This window comes from Psychrobacter sp. 1Y4 (assembly GCF_051847555.1).
On record NZ_JBPYDE010000471.1, the window covers coordinates 1 to 750 of the forward strand.

Consider the following 750-nt stretch of genomic DNA (forward strand, 5'->3'; position numbering starts at 1 on the left):
GTTGTTGGAACCTCAAGTTTGCGTCGTCAATGTCAGATCAAAGCCTACCGCCCAGATCTACAGATCAAAACCTTGCGCGGCAATGTTGGGACGCGGTTGGGCAAATTAGATGCTGGTGAGTATGATGCCATTATCTTGGCGACCAGTGGCTTGCAGCGTATTGAGTTAGATGAGCGGATACGTGGGCAGCTAGATATTGATGCCTGCTTGCCTGCAGTTGGTCAAGGTGCGTTAGCCATTGAATGCCGTGAAGGTGATGACGAGGTGTTAAAACTATTAGCACCACTGAACGATGATAAAGCGCGTATTCGCCTTATCGCTGAGCGTGCGCTGAACCGTCACTTGGAGGGCGGATGCCAGGTACCGATTGCAGCCTACGCAGTGTTGCAAATGGCTGATGAAACCAGTGCTAATAATGATAACAATGGTGAAAATGGCAATAACGATAACGGCAATGTATTGTGGTTACGTGGCCGAGTGGGTCAAGCGGATGGTAGTAAGCTGTTAAAAGCAGAAAAGCGCGTGACATTGGTTGGTACACAAGACGAGCAAGAGTCGCAGGCAAATCAGCTCGGTATTGATGTTGCCAATATACTACTTGCTGATGGTGCAGGGGCTATCTTGTCAGCGATTTATCACGCTGAGTAGCGTATTCGCTTTGTCATACTGAGTCATTGATTGACATATCCACTGTTTGGTCGATGATTCAGTCAATTTTACAAGTCTTTTGTCGTGGTACATCTATGTCAT

Annotated in this window: 1 protein-coding gene; it reads left to right on the forward strand. The window is 47.3% G+C overall.

Features of this window, described 5'->3' with window-relative positions; translation table 11 throughout:
* Window positions 1-648 (forward strand): hydroxymethylbilane synthase (gene hemC / locus ACS8FC_RS17030; RefSeq protein ID WP_439297658.1); only part of this gene is annotated, 648 nt, incomplete at its 5' end.
* Window positions 649-750: the final 102 nt, after the last annotated feature.